We start from the raw sequence: 7,422 nt of genomic DNA on the forward strand, positions 1-7,422 counted from the left end.
TCGCCGCAGATGCGGCGACGGCTGACGGTGGAGCATTCGTACCCCCCGCGGTGGCGAGGGGGCGGGGCGATTTATCGGCCCGAGTTGGCGGCTGCGTATTGACGAGCTTCACGTAGTCGGTCAACATAGGACATTCCGCGCGTCCATCCGGCACGTTCAGACCACGGAATCCCACCTTGACCCGCGAACCGTCGCGGGTATGCCGGACCTCGCTGTTCTTTCCTACCTCACGAGGTGTGAGATGTACCTGCTGCTCCGACGCGTTATTGCCGCTGCCGCCGTTGCGGTCGCCGCGGCGTCCGTCGCGACTTCCCCGCTGGCCGCCCAGGGGGGCGCCATCACCGGTAAAGTCACCGACGCCGGCACTGGCCGTCCTGTCGAAAATGTCGGCGTGAGCGCCGAGGTCGCCGGTGGCCAGCGTTATGGCGCCATCACCGGCGCCGATGGTAGCTACCGCATCGTCAACCTGCCGAACGGCAGTTACACCGTCACCGCGCGCCTGTTGGGCTACGAGCGTAAGTCCGTCGCCAACGTGCGTCCGGGCCAGACGGTGGATATCGCGCTCACCCAGGCCACCACCACGCTGTCGCAGACGGTCGTGACCGCGAGCCGCGCGCGCCCCGAGAAGGCCCTCGACGCCCCCGCGTCGATCTCCGTCATTTCGAGCGAGCGCATCGAGGCCACCCCGGCCGTGACGGTCACGGATCATCTCCGTGCTACCCCCGGTGTGGACATCAACCGCGGTGGTATCGCGCAGGCCAACGTGGTGGCGCGTGGTTTCAATAACGCCTTCAGCGGCTCCATGCTGATGCTGCAGGACTACCGGTTCGCCGGTGTGCCGTCGCTGCGCGTGAACGTGCCGTTCCTGTTCACGGGTACGAACGAGGACATCGACCGCATGGAAGTGCTCCTCGGTCCGGCGTCGGCGCTCTACGGCCCGAACAGCTCCAACGGTGTGCTGCACGTGATCACCAAGTCGCCCTTCGCGTCACAGGGCACGACCATCAGCCTCGACGGTGGCGAGCGCTCGGTGTTCCGCACGGGGCTGCGCACGGCGCAGAAGCTGAACGACAAGGTGGCGTTCAAGCTCTCCGGCGAATACATGCAGGGGCGCGACTGGGAGTACAACGATCGCAGTGAACCCACCACGTTCCCGAATACGGCCAATGTGCCGGCGGCGCGTCGTGGTCAGGCCAACAACCGCGATTTCGACCTGCAGCGCTTCACCGGTGAGGCCCGTGTCGATGTGCGCCCCACCACCAACACCGAGGCGATCACGACGCTCGGGTACACGAACGTTGGTAACGCCATCGAACTCACGGGTGCGAACGGCTCGGCCCAGATCAAGAACTGGACCTACCTGAGCCTCCAGCAGCGCTTCCGCTGGAACAAGCTCTTCGCACAGGCCTTCCTGAACAGCAGCGATGCCGGTAACGCCAATGCGCAGGACGGCAGTGGCACCTACCTGCTGCGCTCAGGCCAGCCGATCGTCGACCAGTCGCGCGTGGCGGCCGCGCAGCTCCAGCATGGCTTCGACCTCGGCAAGAAGCAGTCGTTCACCTACGGCGTGGACTATATCTGGACCAATCCCCGCACCGGTAACACGATCAACGGGGTCAACGAGGACGTGGACAACGTCACCGAGTATGGTGGCTACATCCAGTCCACGACGCGTCCGAACAAGTATCTCGAGCTGCTGCTGGCTGCCCGTGGTGACGGCAACAACGTCATCAACGGCCAGTTCTTCTCGCCGCGCGCGGCGTTCATCGTGAAGCCCTCGGAGAACCAGAACATCCGGTTCACCTACAATCGGGCCTTCTCGACGCCGGCCAACTTCTCGTTCTTCCTCGACCTGATCCAGTCGCCCAATGTGGGTGGCTCGGGCTTCGACATCCGCGCGCGTGGCAATCCGCCGAAGGATGGCCTCCAGTTCGCCCGTAATTGCAACGGAAGCGCGCTGGGCTCCATGTGCATGCGGTCGGTGTACGCGAACGGTGGCAACTTCACCGGGGTGTCCGCCGCCTCGGCGTTCCCGGGCGCCATCTCGGCGCTGTCGTCGCGCCTCGTGCCGTCCATCGCCGGTGCGCTGCAGCAGCAGGGCTTCCCCGCCGCCACCGCGCAGGCCGTGGCCACCGGCATGGTGCAGTTCCTCGGCTCGCGTGCGCCGACGAGCAACGACCTCGCCACCCGCGTGTCGTATCTCACCGCGCCCACCACGCCCGTGACGGCCGCGCAGCTCACCGACATCGATCCCCTGGCGGCGTCGTTCAACAACACGTACGAAGTCGGCTGGAAGGGAATCGTCGGCAACAAGCTGCGCTTCGACGTTTCCGCCTGGACGCAGGAACGTGGTGACATCGGCACCTCGGCCGCGCTCGCCACGCCGAACGTGTTCTTCGGCAACCCGCAGCAGCTGGGTGGCTATCTCGGGCAGCAGATTGGCGCCTTCCTCGCGTCGCAGCCCCTCGGACTGCAGCCGGCGCAGATTCAGGCGCTCGCTGGCGGGCTTGCCGGTGCGCTCACCCCGAGCGTCGCGGCACTGCCCGTGGGTGTGGTGACTTTTGCCAATCAGCCCACGGCGGCCAACGCGATCTACGCGACGTACTTCACCTCCACCGGCAAGATCTGGGTGAAGGGGCTCGACATGGCGGTGGACTTCAATGCCACCGACCGCGTCACCCTCGACGTGGCCTACAGCTATCAGGACCGCAACGTGTTCGACGGCATCGCCGGCGGCAACAACCTGCCGCTCATGTCGAACTCGCCGCGGTCGCGTGGGTCGCTCGGCCTGCGCTACAACAACCCCGAAAACGGGATCGGCTTCGACCTGCGTGGTCGCTTCAACCAGGCGTTCCCGGTGAACTCCGGCGTGTATGCCACCAACCTGGCGTTCCCGCTCGCCGCCGGTCAGACTGGCGCGACGACGAATGCGCAGGGCGGGGTGGGGCGCTGCAGCCCGGCGCCGGCCGGTACCTTCTGCTACGAAAATGTGCCCCAGGCCACGCTCTTCGATGCGCAGGTCTCGAAGCGCTTCAAGCTGGGCGCGCAGAAGCTGATGTGGTCGCTCAATGCGACGAACCTGCTCGACAATCGGGTGCGCACGTTCCCGGGCGTGCCTGAGATCGGGCGGATGGTCATGACGCGCATCCAGTACTCGTTCTGATTCATCGAACGAGGGCGGGATACACGTCCCCTCACATCGCGTCGGTGTGAGTTGCAGCAGGGCGGCACCTCTGGGTGTCGCCCTGTTGTCGTTTCCGGAGCCGGTAACGGCCGACGCCCGCCTCCGGCCTGCCGCTGTTTCCGTGACCAAACGCTGGCATTCGGCGTAGCCATCGCAGCGCGGGGGGCCGTTAGGTTGCAGGATGATCCTGCTCGACCCTAACGCCCGTCCGGTCATCGGTCACCGCGGCAATCGGGCGCACGCACCGGAGAACACGCTCCCCAGTCTGCTTGAGGCCGTGGCGCTGGGAGCAGATGCGGTGGAGTTCGACGTGCGGATCACGCGGGACGGGGTGCTCGTCCTCATGCACGACGTGACGCTCGACCGTACGACCGATGCGTCCGGTGCCGTGGCGGCGTATACCTTCGCCGACCTTGTGGGCGTCGACGCGGGGGCGCGCTTCACGTCGAACGGGCGCGACTTCCCCTGGCGCGGGCGCGGCGCCGGGGTGCCGCGGTTCGATCACGTGATCGAGGCCTTACCCCGTGACCTGCCGCTGATCGTCGAGGTCAAGACGCCCGACGCGACACCCGCGCTCGTGCAGGCGATCGCTCGACATAACCTGACAGCGCGCGTGATCGTGGCCGGTTTCGATCCGGCGAGCACCTTCCCCCTGCGTCATGGCGCTGTTGCACTCGGGGCGAGTACGCCCGATGTGGCCCGCCTGGTTGCCCCCGCGATTTTGCGGCAGCGTGTTCCACAGCCATGGTACCGGGCGCTCTGTATTCCCCCCACCCGTCGCGGCATTCCCGTTCCCATCGGCTCGATCGTGCGGGCGGTGCGCGAGCACGGTGTGGTCACGCATGTGTGGACCGTGAACGAGCCATCCCGGGCGCAGCGATTGTGGAGACAGGGCGTGCAGGGCATCATCAGCGATGACCCGGCCCTGATGCTGGCCGCACGTCGGGGCGTCTGAGCGCGAGGGCTTCGCGCGTGCGCCAAATGCGGCGCACTGCGTAGGAACGGCACGGTGCCTGAGAAAACGATGCGACTTTTGTCAGGCGGGTGCTGTAGACTCGCCCCATGACGAAAGCGCGCCAGGATCTTGGCTTGCTTGGGGAGCGAATCGCGGCCCGTTGGCTGATGCGCGATGGCTGGCAGGTGGTGGCCCACCGGTTCCGCGTTGGCCACCGCGATATCGATCTCATCATGCGGCGCGAGCACGTGGTGGCATTCGTCGAGGTCAAGGCACGGCGCAGCGAGCGGTTCGGCAGCCCGGTGGAGGCGGTGCATTACCGCAAACGGCGGGAGTTGGTGCGGTCGGCTCGTGTTTGGGTGGATCGTCACGGCGCGGACACCCTGTGGTATCGGTTCGATGTGGTCGGGGTGCTGCTGGTCGGTCATACTGTCCGGGTTCGGCATGTCCCCAATGCCTTCGGTTTGTCCTGAAATCGGGCGATTTGGGGAGTTGTCCACATCGGCAAAGTTTCGTATTTTATTCGGGTCTTGGTCCTGTCCGCGTTCTCCGTAGATTCTCGCGGGCCAGGGCATGGTAGCTTCACCCCTTACGACGGCGGTCTTCATGGCGGGTTCGGTGATTACAGACGACAAGCGCAAGGCCCTGGCGCTCGCAGTCGCGCAGATCGAGAAGAGCTGCGGCAAGGGCTCCATCATGCGGCTGGGCACCGACGCGAAAGTGCGCGTCGAATCCATCCCCACGGGTGCGATCAATCTCGATGCCGCGATCGGCGTGGGCGGTATCCCACGTGGCCGCATTACCGAGATCTACGGCCCTGAGTCCAGCGGTAAGACGACGCTCTGTCTGCATGTTGTCGCCAACGCGCAGCGCAACGGTGGCGTCGCCGCCTACATCGACGCCGAGCACGCGCTCGATACCGAGTATGCCAAGAAGCTCGGCGTCGACGTCGAGAACATGCTCATCTCGCAGCCCGATACGGGCGAGCAGGCGCTTGAGATCTGCGAAATCCTCGTGCGCTCCGGCGCCGTCGATGTAATCGTGATCGACTCCGTCGCGGCGCTCGTGCCCAAGGCCGAAATCGAGGGCGACATGGGCGATTCGCACGTCGGTCTGCAGGCGCGCCTCATGAGTCAGGCACTCCGCAAGCTCACCGGTGCGATTGCGCGCTCGAAGGTCTCCGTGGTCTTCATCAATCAGCTGCGCGAAAAGATCGGCGTCATGTTTGGCAACCCCGAGACCACCACTGGTGGTAAGGCACTCAAGTTCTACGCCTCGCTGCGCCTCGACATCCGCCGCATTGGTCCCGTCAAGGAAAAAGAAGACGTCATCGGGTCGCACGTGCGCGTGAAGGTCGTGAAGAACAAGGTGGCGCCGCCGTTCAAGCAGGCCGAGTTCGACATCATGTACGCCGAAGGCATCAGCCACACCTCGCTCCTCGTCGACATCGGCGTCGAAGCCGGCATCATCGACAAGGCAGGGGCGTGGTACAGCTACGGCTCGCAGCGTATCGGTCAGGGCCGCGAAAACGCCAAGCTGTTCCTCAAGGACAACCCGGCGCTCATGGCGGAGATCGAAGAGAAGGTCAAGGTCGTCCTCGGCGTAAATGCCGCGGCACCGGTGGCCGGAGCCGAAGAGGCGGAGGACTGAGCGTAGCACGATCAACTCGTGACTGCGTGTGAGGGCCGAGGGGTCGCTCGCGATGGGAAGTGGTGCCCGGATCACCACGGCTCATCGTGAGTAGCCCCTCGGCTCTTTTTTGCCCATGACCGAACCGCTTTCCCCAACAGTTAAAGAGCTGCGCGAGTCGCCACGCCGTCCCGGGCGCTATCTGGTGTCGCTGAGCGACGGCCAGCAGCTCCTCGTTGGTGTGGCCGTGCTTGCAGACACCGGGGCTACGCGCCCGGGCGTCGTGCTTACGGAGCCGGCGCTCGAACGGCTCCGTCACGAGCATACCATTACCGAGCTCACCGACCGTGCGCTCGATGCACTCGCGCGTGGCCGGCGTACCCGTCGTGAGCTGGAACTCCGGTTGCGACGGCGTGAGGCGACCGCTGCTCAGATCCGGGAGGCGTTGGACCGTCTGGAGGCCAACGGGCTTCTCTCCGACGAGGCGGTGGCCAGCGCGGAGGCCGCTTCGCGTCTGCGTCGAGGCGAGGCGCCCGCGCGGGTCAAGCAGCAGCTCCGGCGGAAAGGGGTCGCTGGTTCGGTCGTAAGTGAGGCCGTCGCTGACGCGATGCGTGAGGACGGATTCGACGAGGAAGCCGCCTGTCGGGCGGTCGCGGAGAAAAGGGCCCGCACGCTTGCCTCGGAGGATCCGGTGGCGGCCCAGCGCAAGCTGCTGGCCTTCCTGATGCGACGCGGCTACGCCGGAAGCGTGGCTCGCCGTGTGGCCCGCGACGTGCTCGGGTCAGCAGACGACGAATAGGGCAGACGCTGCAGTCGCATTCCAAGTCGGCTATATTGAGCGACTTATGCTCGCTGCCGAAATCCGCGCCCGATTCCTGGCCTACTTCGAGAAGAACGGCCACGCCATCCGTCCGAGCTCCGCGCTCGTGCCCTCCGACGACCCCACCCTGCTGTTTACCAACGCCGGGATGGTCCAGTTCAAAAAGGTGTTCCTCGGCATGGAGGAGGCGCCCGATGGCAACCGTCGCGCCACCACCTCACAGAAGTGTGTCCGGGCCGGTGGCAAGCACAACGACCTCGAGCAGGTCGGCCATACGGCGCGGCATCACACCTTCTTCGAGATGCTCGGCAACTTCTCGTTCGGTGATTACTTCAAGCGCGACGCCATCAAGTTCGCGTGGGAGTTCATCACCGAAGACCTGAAGATTCCGCGCGAGCATCTGCGCGTCACCGTCTTCCATGAAGACGACGAGGCGCGGCAGCTGTGGAAGGAGGTCGCGAATGTCCCTGAGAACCGCATCTACGGTCTTGGGGCCAAGGACAACTTCTGGCAGATGGCCGACACTGGCCCGTGCGGGCCGTGCACCGAGATTTACGTGGACCTCGCCAAGATGGCCGCGGACTGGGCGTTCCCGGCCGACGCCACCGGCGAGTGGACCAACACGGATCTCGAGGAGTACTCGCAGGACGCCTTCGTTGAAGGGGCAGAAGCGGGACGCTTCCTCGAGATCTGGAATCTCGTGTTCATGCAGTTCGATCGTCAGCCCGATGGCACGTTGGTCCCGCTCCCCAAGCCGTCGGTCGATACCGGCGCCGGGCTCGAGCGCATCGCGGCCGTGATGCAGGGAGTGACGAACAACTTCCACACCGACGG

Annotated in this window: 6 protein-coding genes; all 6 read left to right on the forward strand. The window is 65.5% G+C overall.

The features are described 5' to 3' along the window. The first annotated feature begins 241 nt into the window (after nt 1–241). Complete coding sequence (locus ACIQ6O_RS10530) at nt 242–3,163, forward strand: TonB-dependent receptor domain-containing protein (protein WP_396207745.1); 2,922 nt, start codon at nt 242–244, stop codon at nt 3,161–3,163. Nucleotides 3,164–3,365: 202 nt separating this feature from the next. Next, nucleotides 3,366–4,139, forward strand: coding sequence for a glycerophosphodiester phosphodiesterase family protein (locus ACIQ6O_RS10535; protein ID WP_396207746.1), 774 nt, complete (start codon nt 3,366–3,368; stop codon nt 4,137–4,139). A 107-nt stretch (nt 4,140–4,246) separates the two neighbouring features. Further along, on the forward strand, nt 4,247–4,612 hold the full coding sequence (locus tag ACIQ6O_RS10540; RefSeq protein WP_396207747.1) for a YraN family protein: 366 nt from the start codon (nt 4,247–4,249) through the stop codon (nt 4,610–4,612). 100 nt (nt 4,613–4,712) lie between these two features. Beyond that, nucleotides 4,713–5,789 (forward strand): recombinase RecA, encoded by a 1,077-nt coding sequence (gene recA / locus ACIQ6O_RS10545; protein WP_396207748.1) that lies wholly within the window; start codon nt 4,713–4,715, stop codon nt 5,787–5,789. A gap of 115 nt (nt 5,790–5,904) precedes the next feature. Further along, nucleotides 5,905–6,567: a regulatory protein RecX gene (locus tag ACIQ6O_RS10550; RefSeq protein ID WP_396207749.1), complete on the forward strand. Its 663-nt coding sequence runs from the start codon at nt 5,905–5,907 to the stop codon at nt 6,565–6,567. Nucleotides 6,568–6,613: 46 nt separating this feature from the next. Beyond that, nucleotides 6,614–7,422 (forward strand): alanine--tRNA ligase-related protein (locus ACIQ6O_RS10555; protein ID WP_396207750.1); only part of this gene is annotated, 809 nt, incomplete at its 3' end.

Origin of the sequence: Gemmatimonas sp. (genome assembly GCF_044345575.1) — a bacterium.
Lineage (GTDB): Bacteria > Gemmatimonadota > Gemmatimonadetes > Gemmatimonadales > Gemmatimonadaceae > Gemmatimonas.